At 69.9% G+C, this 17831-nt stretch carries 15 protein-coding genes; 10 read left to right on the top strand and 5 right to left on the bottom strand.

Annotated elements, in window-relative coordinates; genetic code table 11:
* Positions 1 to 235 precede the first annotated feature (235 nt).
* The 10 genes from ACFPMG_RS02705 to ACFPMG_RS02660 all read left to right on the top strand — a co-directional run bounded on the left by ACFPMG_RS02705 (position 236) and on the right by ACFPMG_RS02660 (position 13270).
* Positions 236 to 1087, top strand: coding sequence for a hypothetical protein (locus ACFPMG_RS02705; protein WP_376993691.1), 852 nt, complete (start codon positions 236 to 238; stop codon positions 1085 to 1087).
* On the top strand, positions 1084 to 3060 hold the full coding sequence (locus ACFPMG_RS02700; protein ID WP_376993690.1) for an MFS transporter: 1977 nt from the start codon (positions 1084 to 1086) through the stop codon (positions 3058 to 3060). Before ACFPMG_RS02705 ends, ACFPMG_RS02700 begins: the two co-directional genes overlap by 4 nt.
* Positions 3057 to 4109 (top strand): ABC transporter substrate binding protein, encoded by a 1053-nt coding sequence (locus tag ACFPMG_RS02695; RefSeq protein ID WP_376993689.1) that lies wholly within the window; start codon positions 3057 to 3059, stop codon positions 4107 to 4109. Before ACFPMG_RS02700 ends, ACFPMG_RS02695 begins: the two co-directional genes overlap by 4 nt.
* A gap of 1 nt (position 4110) precedes the next feature.
* The gene (locus ACFPMG_RS02690; protein ID WP_376993688.1) at positions 4111 to 4896 is read left to right on the top strand and encodes a GNAT family N-acetyltransferase; all 786 of its coding nucleotides are present in this window, start codon (positions 4111 to 4113) and stop codon (positions 4894 to 4896) included.
* Positions 4893 to 6146 (top strand): ATP-grasp domain-containing protein, encoded by a 1254-nt coding sequence (locus ACFPMG_RS02685; RefSeq protein ID WP_376993687.1) that lies wholly within the window; start codon positions 4893 to 4895, stop codon positions 6144 to 6146. Before ACFPMG_RS02690 ends, ACFPMG_RS02685 begins: the two co-directional genes overlap by 4 nt.
* A gap of 20 nt (positions 6147 to 6166) precedes the next feature.
* Positions 6167 to 6940 (top strand): hypothetical protein, encoded by a 774-nt coding sequence (locus tag ACFPMG_RS02680; RefSeq protein WP_376993686.1) that lies wholly within the window; start codon positions 6167 to 6169, stop codon positions 6938 to 6940.
* Between the two features lie 149 nt (positions 6941 to 7089).
* Entirely contained in the window at positions 7090 to 7851 is a 762-nt protein-coding gene (locus tag ACFPMG_RS02675; RefSeq protein WP_376993685.1) for a hypothetical protein, read from the top strand.
* 424 nt (positions 7852 to 8275) lie between these two features.
* Complete coding sequence (locus ACFPMG_RS02670) at positions 8276 to 11167, top strand: response regulator (protein ID WP_376993684.1); 2892 nt, start codon at positions 8276 to 8278, stop codon at positions 11165 to 11167.
* Between the two features lie 49 nt (positions 11168 to 11216).
* Positions 11217 to 11966 (top strand): response regulator transcription factor, encoded by a 750-nt coding sequence (locus ACFPMG_RS02665; protein ID WP_376993683.1) that lies wholly within the window; start codon positions 11217 to 11219, stop codon positions 11964 to 11966.
* A 350-nt stretch (positions 11967 to 12316) separates the two neighbouring features.
* On the top strand, positions 12317 to 13270 hold the full coding sequence (locus tag ACFPMG_RS02660; RefSeq protein WP_376993682.1) for a response regulator: 954 nt from the start codon (positions 12317 to 12319) through the stop codon (positions 13268 to 13270).
* On the opposite strand, the gene ACFPMG_RS02655 is transcribed toward ACFPMG_RS02660, so the two are convergent.
* The 5 genes from ACFPMG_RS02655 to ACFPMG_RS02635 form a co-directional block, all read right to left on the bottom strand.
* Positions 13240 to 13497: a hypothetical protein gene (locus tag ACFPMG_RS02655; protein WP_109071506.1), complete on the bottom strand. Its 258-nt coding sequence runs from the start codon at positions 13495 to 13497 to the stop codon at positions 13240 to 13242. The two genes, ACFPMG_RS02660 and ACFPMG_RS02655, sit on opposite strands and share 31 nt — an antisense overlap.
* A gap of 122 nt (positions 13498 to 13619) precedes the next feature.
* Complete coding sequence (locus ACFPMG_RS02650) at positions 13620 to 15590, bottom strand: O-linked N-acetylglucosamine transferase, SPINDLY family protein (protein WP_376993681.1); 1971 nt, start codon at positions 15588 to 15590, stop codon at positions 13620 to 13622.
* A gap of 103 nt (positions 15591 to 15693) precedes the next feature.
* Complete coding sequence (locus ACFPMG_RS02645; RefSeq protein ID WP_376993680.1) at positions 15694 to 16086, bottom strand: RcnB family protein; 393 nt, start codon at positions 16084 to 16086, stop codon at positions 15694 to 15696.
* A 132-nt stretch (positions 16087 to 16218) separates the two neighbouring features.
* On the bottom strand, positions 16219 to 17061 hold the full coding sequence (locus ACFPMG_RS02640) for a GNAT family N-acetyltransferase (protein WP_376993679.1): 843 nt from the start codon (positions 17059 to 17061) through the stop codon (positions 16219 to 16221).
* Between the two features lie 14 nt (positions 17062 to 17075).
* Entirely contained in the window at positions 17076 to 17822 is a 747-nt protein-coding gene (locus ACFPMG_RS02635) for an aspartate/glutamate racemase family protein (protein ID WP_376993678.1), read from the bottom strand.
* Positions 17823 to 17831 lie beyond the last annotated feature (9 nt).

Below are 17831 nucleotides of genomic sequence, written 5' to 3'. Positions count from 1 at the left end.
TCTCGAAATTCCGCAAAAATTTGATGGATTAGGCGGAATGGCATAAGACTGCGGAATTGCGTCGTCGTCTATTCTTGGTTTGATAAGTCAAATTCAACAGATTGCCCTTTCCGGTTGCGGTGCGGTGGGCGAAGGTGCGCGCCGGGAGGGGTCGGGCCGGAGCGGAGCCATGTCGCCGGGGTCTTCTCCAGACTGGACCCGTCTCGGAAACGGCGGTGCGGGCGATGCGCGTAAGGTGGCCGCACCCCTTGCCGGCATCGGACCCATGCGCCTGACCCTGACGACCAAGATCATTTTGCTGCTGCAGGTGGCGCTCTGTTTCGCGCTGCTCTCCACCGCGGCGCTCTCCTATCTGAAGATGGAGCGCATGGTGGAGGACACCGTGGCGTCCCGCTTCACCGTCGCCCTGCGCGGGCTGGCGGGGGAGGTCGAAGGCGCCGTCAGCCTCGGCGTGTCCATCACCGCCCTGCGCAATCTCGACGCGCTGATCCAGCGCGCGATGGCGCGGGACGACCGCATCACCGGTCTGGTCCTGTTCACCGACACGGGCGAGGTGCTGGCCGCGGCGGGCCGGGGGGCGGGCCGCGGCGGGCCGGTGGGGGCGATCTCCGCCGGCTGGAAGGCGGCCTTCGCCCGCGACGGCAAGTCCGACCGGGTGGCCGCCGTCGCCGACGGCGACAGCCAGGCGCTTCTGCTCGGCATCCGCAACGCCTTCGGCGGTGTCGCCGGCGGCGTTGCTCTGACCTATTCGCTGGGCGAGGTGCAGGCGGGCATCCGCGGCACCATCCCGGATCTTCTGCTGTCCGGCGGCATCAATCTGGTGACCGGGCTTCTCGTCACCATGGTCGCGGTCTGGCTGCTGCTGCGCCCGATCCAGCGCCGGCTGCGCGAGATGACCGTCAGCATCAACCAGCTGGGCATGGGCGAGCCGCCCAACCTGACCCCGGAGCTGGTGGCCTTCGCCCCCGGCCTGAAGGATTTCGCCGACCGCATCCTGGAACAGCAGCAGCACGGCGCGGAGGAGGACCATCCCCAGCCCGCCGGTCCGGCGGCGGAAGCCGCGCGCCCGGCGGGAGTCACGCCATGAAGCTGTCCTTCATCCGCCGCCTGAACTGGATGCTGACGGGCGTCGTGTCCGTCCTGATGCTGGTCAGCCTCGCCGTCCAGACCAACCACGTCAACACGCTGTTCCGCCCGCTGATCGAGCCGGAACTGGCCCGCAAGGCCGAGGTCGTCGGCTCCTACGTGGTGGCGCAGATCGACCGCGCGGTGGCGCTCGGCTTCGAGCTGGACAAGCTGGTCGGGGTGGACGAGCTGCTGTCCGACGCGCTGGCCGCCAACCCGGACGTCAAGTATCTGGCGCTGGAGATCGGCGGGCGCCTCCACGCCTTCTCCGGGACCGAGGAGGCGCGGTCCGGCAGCCGCCTGACCGTGGCCGACGCCCCGCCGGAGGGCGAGTCCCCGCAGTTCCTCGACACCGTCCTGCCGCTTGAGGGCAACGAGGAGGCGCGGCTGCACGTTGGCGTCGATTCCGGCTATGTCCGCTCGGCCATGAACGAGGTGGTGTTCGACCTCGGCTCCGTGCTGATCGTCGCCATTCTGCTCAACATCGAGATCCTGCTGCTGGTCGTTGGCTCCTCCGTCGCGGCGCCGCTGCGCCGGGTGACGGCGGTGATGAAGCAGGCCGCCGACGGGCATCTCGGCGTGCGGGTCGCCCTGCGCAACCGCGACGAGGTGGGGGAGCTGTCGCGCGCCGTCGACTGGGCGCTGGACAGCGTGCAGCACAAGGCCGACATGACCGCCTCCGAGCAGGCGATGACCAAGATCGGCATGATGCAGCGGGTGGTGGAGCTGCGCTTCGCCATCTTCATCTTCTCCCTGGCGGAGGAGCTGACCCGCACCTTCCTGTCCGTCTACATCAAGCAGCTGTTCGAACCGGTGCCCGGCCTGTCGATGGAGATGGTCATCGGCGCGCCGATCGCCCTGTTCATGCTGCTCTGGGCGGTCAGCCAGCCGATCGCCGGCAGCGTGTCGGAACGGCGCGGGCGGCGGGCGGTGTTCCTCGGCGGGGCGCTGCTCTCCTTCGTCGGTCTGGTCGGCTCCGGCCTCGCCACCGACCTCATCCAGCTCATCGTCGCGCGCTGCCTGACCGCCATCGGCTACGCCAGCGTCTTCATCGCCGCGCAAGGCTTCGTCATCGACGCCACCGATCCCAAGCAGCGCGCCCAGGCCATCGCCATGTACGCCGGCGGCATCCTGAGCGCCGGCGTCTGCGGCCCGGCCATCGGCGGGGTGATCGCCGGGCAGGTGGGGTTCCGAACGACCTTCCTGATCTCCGCCGGGCTGGCGCTGCTGGCCGCCTTCATGGCGTGGCAGGTGCTGCCGCGGGTGCGCGCGGCCCAGGCCAAATCCAGCCGCGGCCTGCGTCTGGCCGACGCCGTGCTGTGCCTGCGCAACCCGCGCTTCGTCGGGCTGGCCGTCTTCAGCGCGGTCCCGGCCAAGCTGGGGCTGACGGCCCTGCTGTTCTTCCTGCTGCCGCTGGCTCTGGACGACCAGGGGGTCAGCCAATCCTGGATCGGCCGCGTGCTGTTGCTCTACTGGCTGCTGATGATCGTGGTGTCGCCGATGGCCGCGAAGCTGTCCGACCGCTCGGGCCAGCGCATCGGCTTCCTCGTGGCGGGCGGGCTGGTCGCCGCCGGGGCGGCCTGGGTGCTCTCGATGCCGGGATCGCTCGGCACGGCGCTGGCCGGGGTCGCCCTGCTGGGGGTGGCGCACGCCATGCTCGGCGCGCCGCAGCTCGCCATGCTCGCCGATGTCTGCGTCAAGGAGCGGGCGGCGCTGGGCGAGACCACGGTGATCGGCATGTTCCGCCTGATCGAGCGGCTGGGCTCCGTCGTCGCCCCCTTCCTGGCCGGGTTGTTCCTGGCCCATTACGGCTACGCCGGGGCGCTGAAGGGCATCGGCGCGGTGCTGGCGGCCTGCGTCGCCGTGCAGCTTCTGCTGAGCGCCCTGTTCCGCCCGCGCCCGCCCGCCGACTTCCCGCAGAGGACCCCCGCATGAGCCTGTCCCGCCGCACCGTCCTGACGGGAGCCCTCACCGCCGGAACGCTGGCCGCGGGCGGCGTCCCGGCCCTTGCGCAGCCATCCTTCGGTCCCACGGCCAGGACCTTCACCGCCGCCAAGCCGGCGCGCATCGTCGTGCTGACCCCGCGCAAGGATGTCGGCGACGTGCTGGGCCTGCGCGACTTCATCGCGTCGAGCGGCCTGTCCGCCACGGTGGAGGTGCGCGAGGTGCCGCAGGCCTCCGCCATGCCGGCGCTGCTGCCGGAGATCCGGGCGTCCAAGCCCGATCTGGTCGTGACGGTCTTCACGCCGCTGACGCTGGGAGCGGTCGGGCGCTACGACGATCCGGACCCGTCGCGCTTCCTGACCGACGTGCCGGTGGTCTTCACCTCGGTCACCGACCCGGTGGCGTCGCGCGTCGTGCGCGCGCTCGACCGTCCGGGGCGTGCGGTCACCGGCACGCGGCACATCGCGCCGGCCGCGGTGCAGATGAAGACGATGCTGTCCTACCGGCGCTGGAAGAAGATCGCCGCGGTCTACAACCCGGCGGAGGACAACATGGTCGTCGCCGTGCGCGACCTGAAGGAGGAGGCCGCCCGCCAGGGGGTGGAGATCCATGACGCCGCGCTGCCGCGCGACGCCTCCGGCGCGCCGGTCGCCGCCGCCATCCCCGACCTGATCGCCGACGCGGCGCGCGCCGGATCGGAGCTGGTCTACATCGGGCCGGACACGCTGGTCGCCTCCAACAACAATGCGGTGGTGGCGGAGCAGGCGCTGGCGCACCGGCTGGCCACCTTCTGCTCCACCGAGCTGCCGATCCGCCGGGCCAACCTGCTGATGGGGCTGGTCAGCCCGGCGGTCAACGTCGGGCGCTTCGCCGGGCTGAAGGCGGTGGAGATCCTGACCGGGGCCAAGCCCGCCGACGGCATCCCGGTGGAGACGCTGAACCGCTTCTCCCTGCTGCTGCGCATCGGGGCGGCCAAGCAACTGGACCTCTACCCGCCGATGCGCCTGCTCAACATCGCCGAAATCGTGCAGGACGCCTGACATGACGGTCCTCTTATCCCCCGAACAGACGGTCCACACGGGCATGCTGCGCGTCCGGTGCGGCGAGCCGGTCTGCGTTCCCTACCGCATCCGCTTCCTCGGCCCCGCCGACCTGCCGGCGCTGGAGGCGTTCCGCGGCTACATCTTCGGGCAGCTGCCGGACATCGACGCCTATTTCCCCGAAACGCCGGAGTTCGCCGGGCTGCATCTGGGCGAGCGCGGCGTGACGCTGGGGCTGGAGGCCGAGGGGCGGCTGATCGGCTGCGCCATCCTGGGCCTGCCGCAGCCGGGCATGCCGGCGTTCGTGGACGATCTGCCGGGTACGCGCCCCGCCGTCACCGCCACGGCCCACATGGCGAGTTGCATGGTCCATCCGGACTTCCGCGGCAACGGGCTGCAACGGCTGCTGGTGACTCTGCGCACGCTCCATGCGCTGGGGGCGGGACGCCCGCATCTGTTCTCGCGCGTCGCCCTGTCCAACCCGCGCAGTCTGGCGAACCTGCTGGCCGGCGGCTTCCTGGTGCGGCGGGTGCTGGTCATGCACGCCAGCGGCCGGCTGCGCTACCTGCTGCACCGTGACCTGGGCGCGCCGCCGCCCGCCTGGGTGCCGGGCAGCGAGCGCGTCTTCGCCGTGCCGGAGTTGGACGAGCAAAGGGCGGTGATCGAGGCCGGCTGGGTCGGGCGTTCGGTGGAGCTGGACGGTCCCGTGCCGCTGGTCACCTACGCGCGCCCGGTGGAGGCTGCGACGGCCCTGCCGCAGGACTCCGCGCTGGAGGTCACGCCGTGAACGCCTCGCGCAAGACGGCGGTCGTCGTCGATCCCTATTCCACCGGCATCCTTCTGGCGCCACGCCTGCGCGCGCGGGGCTACGAGGTGATCGCGGTGCAGAGCCGCCCGGACCTCGCCCCGTCGTTGCTGCGCAGTTACCAGCCCGACGATTTCGCGGCGCACATCCTTCATGACGGCGATCTCGACGCCCTGGCGGAGCGGTTGCGCCCGCTGGCCCCGGCCTTCATCCTGCCGGGCAACGAGTCCGCGGTGGAGCTGACCGACGCGCTGGGCGCCGCTCTCGGCACGCCGGGCAACAGCCCGAAGCTGACCGCCGCCCGCCGCAACAAGTTCATGATGATCGAGCGGCTGGCCGCCGCCGGCCTGCTGACCGCCCGCCAGACCATGGCGACCGGCGCCGCGGAGGCGGTGGAATGGGCGGCGCAGGCGGGCTGGCCCGTGGTGGCGAAGCCGATGGCCAGCGCCTCCACCGACCATGTCTATTTCTGCGACACCCCCGCGCAGTTGCGCGCCGCCGTCGACGCCATCCTGGGCAGCCGCGACTTCTGCGGCTCGGCCAACGAGCGGGTTCTGGTCCAGACCTACCTGGACGGGCTCGAATACGTCGTCAACACGGTCAGCCGCGGCGGTCGCCACTATGTCTGCGACGTGCTGCTGTCCGCCAAGCGGGCGCTGAACGGGTCGCCATTCGTGTACGACTATTACCGTCTGCTGCCGCCGGAGGAGCCGGTGGCGCAGGCGCTGATGGCCTACATCCGCCGGGTCCTCGACGCGCTGGAGATCACCGACGGCGCCGGCCATGCCGAGGTGCGGATGACCGCGCGCGGACCGGCGCTGGTGGAGATCGCGGCGCGCGCCATGGGACCGGCCGGTTCGACCACCGGCATCGCGGCGGGCACCGGGCATGATCAGGTCGATCTGCTGGTCGACGCCTTCGACGGGGCGGCGATGGTCGGGCCGCTGCTCGACGGCCATTACCGGTTCCTGGCCGACGCGATGGTCCTCTATCTGCCGGTTCTCGTATCGGGCCGGGTGGAGGCGCTGCCGGATCTCTCCGTTCTGGACGGATTGGCAAGCGTGCGCGGCTACGGCCTCGTGCCGCGGGTCGGGGACGCGGTGGTTCCGACGCTCGATCTGACGCAGGTGCTGGCGAAAATCTATCTGGCGCATCCGGACCGCGCCGTGTTTGAGCGCGATTGGGCCGCCATCCGCTCCCTGGAGGACCGCCTCCAGCCGACCGTCGCGTAGCGTCGGAGCGGGCGGGCGCCATGGCCCATGTCCCTTACGAGCAGCGCTGGGCCGCGGCCCGCAAGCGCTTCGAGGCTGCAACGGCCAAGCATCGGCCGAAGGACGCCAAGGCCGTTGTCGCCGCGCTGAACGACGACGCCGCGCTGGTCAAGGCGCTGAAATCCGGCGATGCCGTCCACCGCGCCGCAACCGCCGGTGACGAAGCCGTGAAGGATCTCGTCGCCGCGGGGAAGGACGCCGCAAAGGCGCGCAAGGCCTATCTGGCCGCGCTCGACAAGGCGCTGGACGAGGATACGGCGAGTCGTGGCGACAAGGCCGCGGCGGCGGCGTGCGAGCGGGCGATGAAGGCGCTCGCCAAGGACCTCGCCGAGTTGGAGGCGGACATCGGCGCGGACGCCGACCGCTTCAAGGCGCAGGCCGCCCAGGCCGAGAAGGACGCGGCATCGGCGGAGCGGGCGCAGAAGCGGTGGGAGGCCAATATCAACGGCGCGCTCGCGCGCGCCGCCGCCGGGGTCGCCAAGGTGCGCGCGAAGCCGACGCCGGAGACTTACAACGAGCTGTTCCCGGCGCTGGCCCGCGATCTCGCCACCCAGCTCGCCGCGGCCAAGGCGCTGAACGGGCTGCGCGCCGATCCGGACTTCTACCGCCGGAAGCTCGCTCCCTGGGCCGGGTCGGGTGGTGACGGGCCGCCGATGCGCGTGCCGCCCGATTACACCGCCCGTCAGATCACCGATCTCATCAAGGAGTTCGCCACCGTCTGCAAGGGCGTGGTGCAGCTGGTGGGTGGCCGCTGAAACGGGGCGGGGACGGAAGCCGCCGTTTTGGACCCAATCGACCCCCGGTAGGGGCGGGAGAGGAGCAATCGCCGATTCCGACGGTGTCTCCCGCCTCCTACCATGCGGACCGATAGGGTGAATGCTTGGTTAAGCGGAGGAGCTGAGACATGGGTGGTCCCCTGAAGCGCATCGACATCCCGGACATCCTGACCCAGAAGGACTGGGACAAGAAGAAGGGCGCCATCGCCAAGATCGCCGGCAAGACCGGCGTCGGCGACGCGATGAAGGCGGTGGACAAGGCGCACGGCGCCATCGACTGGAAGAAGCTGAGCGTGTCGCTGAACGCTCCCAGCAACGCGACGCTGGACGATCTCGACTCGCTGCTGGACGAAGCGCGGGCGGAGTACAAGCGCTCGGTCGAGCCGCTGCGCACCCAGCTCCAGAAACTTCGCGATCTGGCCGAGGCGACGGCGAAGAGGTTCAAGTCGAACAAGCTGATCCCGAAGGACTCCGCTGCCCATGCGGAGAAGGTGGCCAAGACCGCCGACCAGCTCTTCGTCGCCTTCAACCAATCCTCGCTCGGCGACAAGATCGTCGATGACTACGAGGGCATGAAGGACGCCATCGAAAAGGCCGACAAGGTGCGGGCCAAGGGGCGGGAGATCCTGGAGAAGTACATGCTGTCCCTGGCGAAGAAGCTGAAGACGGCGAAGACGGTCGACGATTTCCAGGATCTTTGGAAGGAAGACATCCGCGGCGTCGGCACCCAGCTGCCGAAGATGCCCGAGCTGAAGGCTTTCCTGAAGGAGTGGCGCAACATCTCCTCCCAGGACGGCATCCCGGAGACCGACGAGGATGTGAAGAGCCGCTGCAAGGAGGTGATGGCCGTGCTCGCCCGCATGGACAAGCAGATGAAGGCCATGGCCTGACCGCGCTCAGCGCAGCGGCCGATCGGGTGCACTGTGTGGGAGCGTCCGGAAATTCGCCTGTGATCGGGCGGTTCCGGACGCTCTTCCTATTAGCGATCTCTGTTGAAACCGCCGCGTCCGCCGGTCTGCGCCAAGTATGGGCCGTATCCTCGATTGAGAGGTTAAAACCACATTTTCTATAGGATTTACGATTGATGAAGCTTGTCGCGAATTTCTGAGTCGTTGTTGCGCCGATGGCTGATTATACTTTGCGGCGTGACTGGTTTCGGTGTCGTGGGGTTTCGGCTTTAAATGCCTGGGTGCATCGGTATTTCCGCAACAACCGTTTTGCGATACCTCTCATGATGGGATTGGCTGGGCGCCATTCGACCTGCGGGTCGGGCCGCGGCCTGTGCCATGCGCCTGTCGAAGGAACTGTGCCCCGGTGCCTCTGCCGCCTGCCGTCATGCCGTCCGTAACCGCCATTTTCGCGCGTGTCGCCCGAAGGCTGGGCGCGGTTCTGCTTCTCGTTCTTCTTTGCACCACTCCGGGCACCGTTCCGGCCCTGGCCACCGTCCTGCCGCAGGCGGAGCGCGGCGTGCTCGATCTGCGCGGCTGGTACGCCGACCTCGACGGGCCGGTGTCGCTGGACGGCGAATGGCTGGTGTCCTGGGACCGTCTGGCCGGTGAGGAAAGCCTGAATCCGCTGCCGGAGCCGGATGGATCACTCTGGACGCCCTTTACCCTGCCGGCGATCTGGAACGGGGCGGAGCGCCCGGACGGGCAGGAGATGGGTGGGTTTGGCGCCGCCACCTTCCGCCTCAAGATCCTGCTGCCGCCCGGCATGCCGCCGCTGACGCTGAAGATGCCGCCCGTGAATTCGGCCATGCGGGTGTGGGTGGACGGCCGGTCGGTCGCCGCCGCGGGGGTGCCGGCTTTGGCCGCCGCGCAGGAGCAGTCCTCCTCCGTCTCCCGCTTCGTCACGCTGCACGGCGGCCAGCGGGTGATCGAGCTGGCGGTGGAGGTCTCCAACCATTTCCATTTCGAGGGAGGGATCGGGCGCACGATCTATCTCGACGCCAATGGAGGCTTGTCGCGTCTGTGGCAGCGGCAGCTGATGACCAACGCCGGGGCGTTGATGTCGCTGTCCCTGATGGCGCTGTTCATCGGCGCCTTCCTGCGCCGGCGCCTGTCGGCGGCCCCGCTGTTCCTGGTCATGTTGCTGGCGGCCTGCGCCATGCGGCTGATCTGCACCAGCGAACTGCTGCGCGTCTTCTTCCCCGGCGTGTCGGAGGTGTGGGCCTATCGGCTGGAATATCTGCCGATCTACATGTTCTACCCGATCTACTTCCATCTGCTGCGCGAGCTGTTCCCCGGATGCCTGCACCGCGGGGTGGGGCGCGTCATGATGGCGGTGGCCGTGCCCGGCATGTTCCTGGTGCTGGTGACCGAACCGGCGCAGTTCACCCGGTTGCGCGACGTGGCGAGTCTGCTGCTGGTGCTGTCGGCCCTGTATTTCGCGTGGCGCCTCGCCGTGGCCGCCCTGCGCCGCCATTCCGGCGCGCTCCTGCTGGGGGCGGGGGCGCTGGCCTTCCTGGGGTCGGTGGTGCATGACGCGTTGATGTACGCGCATTTCTTCGAGAGCATCGACCTTGTTCCCTACGGTGCGCTGCTGTTCCTGTTCAGCCACGCGCTGGTGCTGGGGCGGCGGGTGGAGACGGCCTTCCTCAACGAGCGCCGACTGTCGCAGGAGCTGGCCGCGCTCAACGAAGGGCTGGAACGCCAGATCGCCGAGCGCACCCGCGCCCTGTCGGACAAGTCCGCGACGCTGGAGCGCTTCCTCGCCAACCTCAGCCACGAGGTCCGGACCCCGCTGAACGCCGTCCTCGGCATGGTGCGGGTGATCCGCCGCGAAGGCCCGACCGGTCAGCTCGACGAGCGGTTGCGCGTCGCCGACGAGGCGGGGCGGCATCTCGTTTCCATGCTCGACACCATCCTCGACCTGTCGCGGCTGGAGGCGGGCCGGATGGAGTTGCATCCCCAGCCCACCGACGTGGTCGCGCTGGTGGAGGACGCGGTGGCGCTGATGCGCGCGGGCGCCGAGGAGAAGGGGCTCAACCTGTCTTTGACGGTCAGCGGGCTCGGGGCGGCGCGTTTTTGGATCGATCCACTGCGCCTGCGCCAAATCGTCCTGAATCTGCTGAGCAACGCCGTGAAATTCACCGAACATGGCGGGGTGGAGGTGGCGCTGACCGCGACGCCGGCCCCGGCGGGCACGGCGAGCGGGACGGTCGTTCTGTGCCTGACCGTGGCGGACAGCGGCCCCGGCGTGCCGCGGGCGGCGCAGGCCATCATCTTCGAGCCCTTCCATCGGCTGGAGGGGAGCCGGCTGGAGGGCAAGCGCCGCGACGGCGCCGGGCTGGGTCTCGCCATCGTGAACGGTCTCGTCCGCCTGATGGGGGGCGACGTCTGCCTGGAAGGCCGTGCGTGCGGCGGCTCCCTCTTCACCGTCTCGTTGCCGACACGCCCGCTTCCGGTCGCCGATCCGTCGCCGTGCCGCTCCGCTCCCATGCCGGCGCCGGGAAGCCTGGACATCCTGGTGGTGGAGGACGCTCCGGAGAATCAGGCCATCCTTCGCGAGTATCTGGCGCCCGGCGGCCACCGTGCCGTCTATGTGGACAGCGGCGAGGAGGCCCTTGCGGTGTTGGCCAGCCGCGTCATGGACGTCGTCCTGCTCGACATGCGGCTGCCGGGGATCGACGGGGTGGAGGTGACGCGGCGCATCCGCGCGTTGCCGGACGCCGAGCGGGCGCTGGTGCCGGTGATCGCGGTGACCGCCAACAGCTCTCCGGAGGATCGGGCGGACTATCTGGACGCCGGCGTAGACGAGGTGGTGGCGAAGCCGGTGGATCCCGACGCGCTTCAGGACGCGCTCGCCCGCCACGCGCCGTCCGGCTCCTGCGCGCCCGCTCCGTCCGTCGAGGTCCAACGGGCGCCGCTCTCCGGTGCACCCGTCACCGGCGGGCTGTCCAGCGCCGACCGCGCCCGGCTGATGGAGCGCTTTGCGCAGGCCTGCCGCGACGTGCTGGCGGTTCTCGATGACGCGAGCTCGCCGCCCCGGCGTGTTGTCGACGCGGCCCACCGCATGAAGGGCAGCGGCGGCACCTATGGCTTTCCGGAGGTGAGCGCTGCGGCGCGGGCGTTGGAGCGGACGGCGCAGGCCGTCGAAGGCGGAAGCGGGGGGGCCGCTTCCATGCAAGGGGACGCGGCGGCGCTTCGGGATCGGCTTCACGCCGCCCTGCGCGCCATCGAAAAAGGGGAGGCGGGGCTGACATGACGGCGACGGGGATTGTTGCGAGGGGAACGGCAGCGGCGGGCAGGGCGGCATGAGCGTCGGATCGGAACTGGTCGGGCGGACCGTGCTGGTGGTCGAGGATTCTCCCGAAACGCAGGATTTGATCGCCACATACCTGGAAAGCCAGGGGTTGCGCGTACTGCGGGCCGCAAACGGGGCGGAACTGACCGAACGGGTTGCGCAGGACCGGCCGGACCTTGTGCTGCTGGACATCAACCTGCCGGATTGCGACGGGCTGGCCCTGGCCGAGCGGCTGCGGCTGGGGGAAACCGTTCCGCTGATTTTCGTGACCGGGCGCGACAGCCCGACCGACCGCATCGCCGGCCTGTCCCATGGCGGCGATTATGTGACCAAACCGGTCGATCTGTTGGAACTGCTGATCCGCATCCGCAACCTGCTGCGCCGCTCCGGGGCGTCCGCCGTCCCGTCCGCATCCGTGGAGGGGGCGCCAGGTCCGGCGCCCGACGCGCCGCTGACCTTCCGGGGATGGCGTCTGGATCTGGTGCGCCGGGCGCTGTTCCGTCCCGACGGCTCCTACCTCGCCCTGACGACGGGGGAATTCAACATCCTGGCGGCGCTGGCGGCCATGCGGCCCAACCCGGTCAGCCGCGAATATCTGCTGGACGTGATCAGCAACCGCGACCCGCGCTCCATCAGCGAGCACACGGTGGATACGTTGATCACCCGGTTGCGTCGCAAGATGCGGCTGGACGATGGCGCGGTCTCGCCGATTGTTACCGTCCGTGGGGTCGGTTATGCATTGGAATCTGACGAATCTTGACGATAATGATTAATATGCAATAATAAACCGCACGTTACTCCGATGGAAAAGTATCAACGGCCGTTGATACGCGTTCGAACGGGGTAATGCTATACATCACCCAACGAATGATTGACGGTTCCAAGCGGGTACCTGGGGGTGGCGGAGTGTTCCGCCGCATCGGGTCGCCGCGCCGGGCCTGACACCGCCGCCGGCCAACCGGCGCGCGATTTGATGCGGGTGAGAGCGGCATGCAACGGTCCCTGGTTTCGCGTTCGGTGGAGCGTCTCGCGCTGACTGGTCACATGGCGTCCAGTCAAACGGCGGCCAGTCAAGCGGCGGCGGGCTACTCGGCACCGAATTGCTCAGCGGTGGCGCCTTCCATTCTGATCATCGGCAACGACAGCGCGGCCATCACCGGAATCCGTGACTGCGCCCTGCGGCTCGGTCACCGGGTGCAGGACACACGCGATGTGATCTCGGCGCTGGGCCTGCTCGACGTGGATCACGGCGTCGGGGTCGTGTTCGTGGATGGCGGATCGCCCTGGTTCGACGGTCTCGCGCTGATGGAGCGGCTGCACCGCACCCATCGCGGTCTCGCCTGCATCCTTTTCGCCCGCAACCCGGAGGCGGACGACGTGGTGCGCGCCCTGCGGCTGGAAGCCGCCGACGTGGTGACCGACCCGGAGGACGAGGCGCAGATCGAGCGCGCGCTGGCCCGTGTCCTCAATGGCGGGGAGGGGGGCGCGTCGTCGGTTCCGGATCACCAGCCGGTGTCCATGGGCAGCCATGACGACGCGCTGGAGCAGGCCTACCGCCACGGGCTGGCGTTGGTCGAGACGGTGCGCGCCTTGCGCGGAGAGGCCGCCGCGGCCCGCGTGATGCCCTTCGTCGCGGCCCACCGCACGGTGGCCGTACCCGCAACGACTCCTGCGGCGATCACGACCGCAGTTCAAACCGTTTGCGAACCGGTGCCGGAGGGCGGCGCGCCGGACAGCCTCGGCATCCTGACGGCGATCCGGCGCAAACGCGCCGCCCGCGAGAAGTTCTTCCCCAAGGGGCTGTTCGAGGACCCCTGCTGGGACATGCTGCTGGACCTGATGATCAATCATCTCCAGGGGCGGCGGATTTCCGTGTCGTCGCTGTGCATCGCGTCCGGCGTCGCCCAGACCACGGCGCTGCGCCGCATCACCGACCTGCACGACCGCGGGCTGGTCCGGCGCATCGCCGACGACAAGGATGGCCGCCGCGTCTTCATCGAACTGACCGAAGAGGGCGTGGCCGCCATGGAGCGTTACGTGGAAACGGTCGGCCCGCTGGGCTGACCGTCCGCCGCTCCGGCCTCCGCCTGGCGGGAGCAGTCCGGCCAGGGGCAGGCGCAGGAGGGGAAGCGGCACTCGTCGCCGTTCACGTCGCTGGCCTGCACGGCGATCTTGTAGCGCAGGCCGTGGGCCGACGGCGTGTCGATCAGGCCGCAGGCCTCGTAGACCTCGACATTGACACGGGCCGATTGCAGGGCAACCCGCGCGATCTGTTTGGGATCCTTCATCATCGGCGTCTCGGCCTCGCTTCCGCTGCGTCGTCGGTCTCTTCAACGCACGTCCGGCGCCATTGTGCCAGAGCGTATCGGAAGAACTTCCTTTGGCCTGCCCACGGCACCCTTACGGCGCACCCTTACGGTTCGTGCGTATGTCCCTTCCACATCGACCGGAAGGCCTCCTCCAAAGAGCGGGCGAAAGCCGGTGCGTCGCACAGCGGGGAGTGGCGCATGCGCTCGCGCAGGCCGGCGCGCAGAGCCGCCAGGGACTCCAGGTCGCCGACCAGGGCGACGGTCTTGGCGATGTAGTCCGCCGGGCTGTCCGCCACCAGGCGGTCGGCGAGACCGAGCGTTTCCAGAAAACTGCCCCCGATCCGCCCTGCCCAGCGGTCGCCGCGCAGGGTCACCACCGGCACGCCCATCCACAGGCTCTCGGCCGTCGTCGTGCCGCCGCCGAAGGGGGTGGGGGACAGCGCGAGGTCGATGCGGTTGTGGCTGTTGAAATAGTCCGCCCGCGGCGTCTTCCCCTCCATGCGCAGGCGGTTCGACGCGACGCCGTGCGCGGCGAACTGGTCGCGCAACGCCTGCCGCACCCCGTAGTCACTGAACTCCCGCGATTTCAGCAGCAGGCGGGCCTGCGGCAGGGCGGCCAGGACCTGCGCCCACAGCGCGACGGTCGGACGGGTGATCTTTGCCCGGTTGTGGAAAGCGCCGAGCGTGACCGATTCGCCGCCGAGGGCCGGGAGCGGCCCGACCGCCACCTCTTCCGCCGGCGGGGTGAAACACAGATAACTGTCGGGAAGGCGCCAGACCTTTTCGGTGAAGAACCGCTCCTCCCCCGGTGGCAGGACGTGGCGGTCGGCGATGATCCAGTCCATGGCCGGCAGGCCGGTCGTCCCGAAGTAGCCCAGCCAGCTCACTTGGACGGGCGCGGGCCGCCGGGCGAACAGGGTGAGGCGGTTGTTTCCCGTATGGCCGGAGAGATCGACGAGGATGTCGATGCCGTCCCGCCGGATCAGGTCGGCCACCGCCGCGTCGTCCATGCCGACGATCGGGCGCCATGCGTCGGCGGCGGCGCGGAGGCTTTCCGTCACGTCGTCGGTGCGGCCGTTGTTGGCGTAACCGAAGGCGGTTACCGCCTCGCGGTCGTGCGCCCTCAGGACGCTTTCCAGGAAATAGCCGACCGGATGGCTGTTGAAGTCGCTGGAGACGTAGCCGATGCGCAGTGGGCGGTGACCGTCGTCGCGCACCACCGGAGCGGCCACCGGGAGTCCGCCGTCGTTTCGTCCGGCCCAGTCGCGGGCGGCGGCGAGGAAGTCGGCGTTTCCGCACTCCGGCAGGTAATGCTGGGCCATCAGGACGTTGCTGTGCGCCATCGGAAAATCCGGGCGGTGCGTTAGCGCGGAGCGGTAGGCGGCCATGGCCTGGTCCAGATGCCCCTGTCCTTTCAGGACGTTGCCGAGGTTGGACCAGCCCAGGGCGAAATCGGGCCGGAAGGCCAGGGCGACGCGGTGAGCCGCCGCCGCCTCGCCCAGCCGGTCCTGCAGGTCCAGGGCGTAGCCGAGGTTGCCGTGGGACTGGGCGTTGGCCGGCGCCGCCTGGATGGCGTCGGTGAAGGCGGCGACGGCGGCGTCGGTTTGCCCGACCTCCAGGAACAGGGAACCGAGGTTGTTCAGCGCCTCCACGAAGCCGGGCTGGAGCGCGATGGCCTGACGGTAGGCGGCGACGCTTTCGTTGGGCCTCCGCTGCAGGCGGAACAGATTGCCCAGCCGGAAATGGATGTCCGCCCGCTCCGGGCCGAGGCGCAGCGCCGCCATCAGGGCGTCCAGGGCCTCGTCCACGTGGCCCGCGTCGAGCAGAGAGGAGCCGAGATTCAGGTGGTATTCCAACGCCTCCCGGATGGACAGGGCGGTGCGGATGCTGGCGATGCCGGACTCGTGATCGCCCTGCTCGGACTGCAGCACGCCCAGAAGATGCCAGGCGTCGGGGTTCCGCGGCTCATGCTTCAGGATCTGGCGGTACGCCCGCTCCGCCTCATCGCCGCGGCCGTCGTTGTGCAGGGTCAGGGCATCGGTGAGCGAGGGCCGGGCGTTACGGCTGTCCGTCATGGAGCGTCCATCTTGAGGAGCGGGCATCGCGGGGAAGGGCGGTGCAACTCGGGGGAGAGTAGACCGCCCGGCCATGTCACGTCCACGAAGGAAGGGCGGGTTCTCAGCGGAACAGGCCGGGGACGATCCGGACCATGATTCCCGAGCGGGATGCCACCAGAACGGCGTCCGACCCGGCGCGGACCCAGTGATGGCCGCGCGGCGGCCGGTGCAGGTGATACGCGGCGGGCGTGGCGATGACGTAGTGCCGCGACGCGTAGGCGGCGGGCAGGCGGTCGCCGGGTTTCCAGTATCGTGCCGCGCGGCGGACCGGCGGAGGCGGGCGATGGGCTTCCGGGCGGTGCGCATTGGGGCCGCGGTGGTCCCGCTCGATCCGCGGCGGATCGCGATGGTCCGGTCCCCAGCCTGCGGCGGAGGCGTCCTGGGCGCCCAGTCCGACCAGCACGGTGGCGGCGGTCAAGGCGGTGGTCATGGCGGCGATCAGGATGCGCGACATGGGGGTGTCCCTCTTCTCGTCAGGCCGGGATCGTGATCCCGATACACCGATGCTGCGCGCGCCGCGTTGCCGGCGTGTGTCCGGCAGTCCCCTGTTTGGTAACGGACTGTTACGGCTCAGCTCTGCCCGTCTTCAGCCCAGTTCGAAGGTCGTCACGCCGAACAGGCGCGCGGTGTCGATGGCCGGGGCGGGGCCGAGATACATGCGGGCGGTTTCGAACTGCGGGGTCAGGCCCAGCTCCTCCACCAGCAGGACGGCGTCGCGGTTGACCTCCGGAACGTCGAGGAAGATCGGTCCGTCCCCCGCCGTGGCGGCGAGCGCCAGAGCGAGATCGCGCGCCGTGCCGCGGTCGGCGGCGTAGAGCGGGCCGATCTTGCTGCCGGTGTGGCAGGGACGGATCACCCCGAAGCCGCGCAATTCACCGTCGACCACGGCGGCGAGCGCGGAGGCGCCGGGCAGGGTGATCCAGTTGGACAGGAAGCCGGCGCGCGGCGCCGGGAACAGCGCGCGGTCCCAGTCCAGAAGACGGTCGAAGGGCACCGTCCGCACGTCCAGCAGCGCCGCGGCGGAAGAGGTTCCAGCGGGCGGGGCGCCGCCGTAACGGACGTTGCGATAGGCCAGTGCGAAGCCGGACTTGCGGTAATTGTCCTGCTGCGCCACCACCCCGTCGAGCCCGACGGTGCAGCCCTCCAGGTGCTTCAGTCCGGCCTGCCAGAGGTCCCAGCCGAGGCCGCGGCCACGCATCTCGGGCCGAACGATGTAGAAGCCGAGGAAGCCGAAGTTGTGGGGATAGCGGACGACGGAGATGCAGGCCGCCGGCTCGCCGTCCAGCTCCCCGATGAGGAAGCCTTCGGGGTCCACGGCGTGGAAGGCCCCGGCGTCGTGCAGGCCGGGGTTCCAGCCCTCCGCCCGCGCCCAGTCGACGGCCAGATCCAGCTCGGCCCGGCTCATCACGCGCACGCGGTAGCCTTCCATGGCGTCCCTCCGGTTCAGGGCTGCGGGGCGGGGGCAAAGCGCGCCATCTCCCCGGCGTAGGGTTTGGGCAGGGGGAAAGCGTAACCGCCGGTCTTGCCGGTGCGCAAGCCCAGCACGGCCAGCCCCTCAACCAGCTTCACCGCGGCGGTGACGCCATCCACCACCGGCACGCCCATCTCCGCGGTCAGGGCGCGGGCCAGATCGGCCATGCCGGCGCAGCCCAGAACGACGCTTTCCGCCCCGTCCTCCGCGATGGCTTGGCGGATGGTCTCGCGCACCCGCTCCACGGCGCCCGACGCCGGGTCCTCCAGCGCCAGCACCGGCACTCCGGCGGCGCGCACCCGGCAGCGCCCGGCCACGCCGTAGCGCTCCGCCAGATGCTCCAGCGCCGGGACGGAGCGCGGCATGGTGGTGACCACGCTGAACCGCCCGCCGAGCAGGGTGGCGGTCTTCATCGCCGCCTCGCAGATGCCGACCACCGGGATGGCGGACAGGCAGCGCGCGGCGTCCAGCCCGACGTCGTCGAAGCAGGCGATCACCACGCCGTCGATGCCCGGTGCGGCGCGTTGGCGGGCGGCGATCACCTCCAACAGGCCGGGGACGGCCAGCGCCTCGTCGTAGTAACCCTCGATGCTGGCGGGGCCCATGGCCGGGTTGGCGGCGACGATCTCGGTCCCTGGTGCGGCGACAGCGCGGGCGGCGGCCCCGGCCTTCTCGGTCATCGAGGCGGTGGTGTTGGGATTGACGACCAGGATGCGCATGGTTGGCTC

The sequence above is a fragment of the Azospirillum himalayense genome (assembly GCF_042657465.1).
Taxonomy (GTDB): Bacteria; Pseudomonadota; Alphaproteobacteria; order Azospirillales; family Azospirillaceae; genus Azospirillum; species Azospirillum himalayense.
This window is presented reverse-complemented; position numbering and strand designations above follow the sequence as displayed.